We start from the raw sequence: 292 nt of genomic DNA on the forward strand, positions 1-292 counted from the left end.
TAGACTACCCACCAACCGCACCGAATGCCGAAGACGAAATCCAAACCGGCACACTCGGTCAACCAGTGGTCATCGACGTACTAGGTAATGATACCGACCTTGAAGGCGACATCGACCCAACCACCGTGAAGCTCATCAACCCAGACACAGGTCTTGAAGTCACCAGCTTGACCATTGCCGGCGAAGGCGAATGGAGTGTTGATCCAACCACTGGCGCAGTCACCTTTACCCCAGAAGCAGGTTTTACCGCTGATCCAACGCCGGTGAACTATGTGGTCTCTGATGTCACTGG

The 292-nt window shown here is 54.1% G+C and carries 1 protein-coding gene; it reads left to right on the top strand.

Going from position 1 to position 292, the window contains the following annotated elements:
• Nucleotides 1-292: Ig-like domain-containing protein (locus tag V6252_RS12865; protein WP_341610714.1), on the top strand; the 292-nt coding region annotated here is incomplete at both ends.

Origin of the sequence: Psychrobacter proteolyticus, assembly GCF_038155145.1 — a bacterium.
GTDB lineage: Bacteria > Pseudomonadota > Gammaproteobacteria > Pseudomonadales > Moraxellaceae > Psychrobacter > Psychrobacter proteolyticus_B.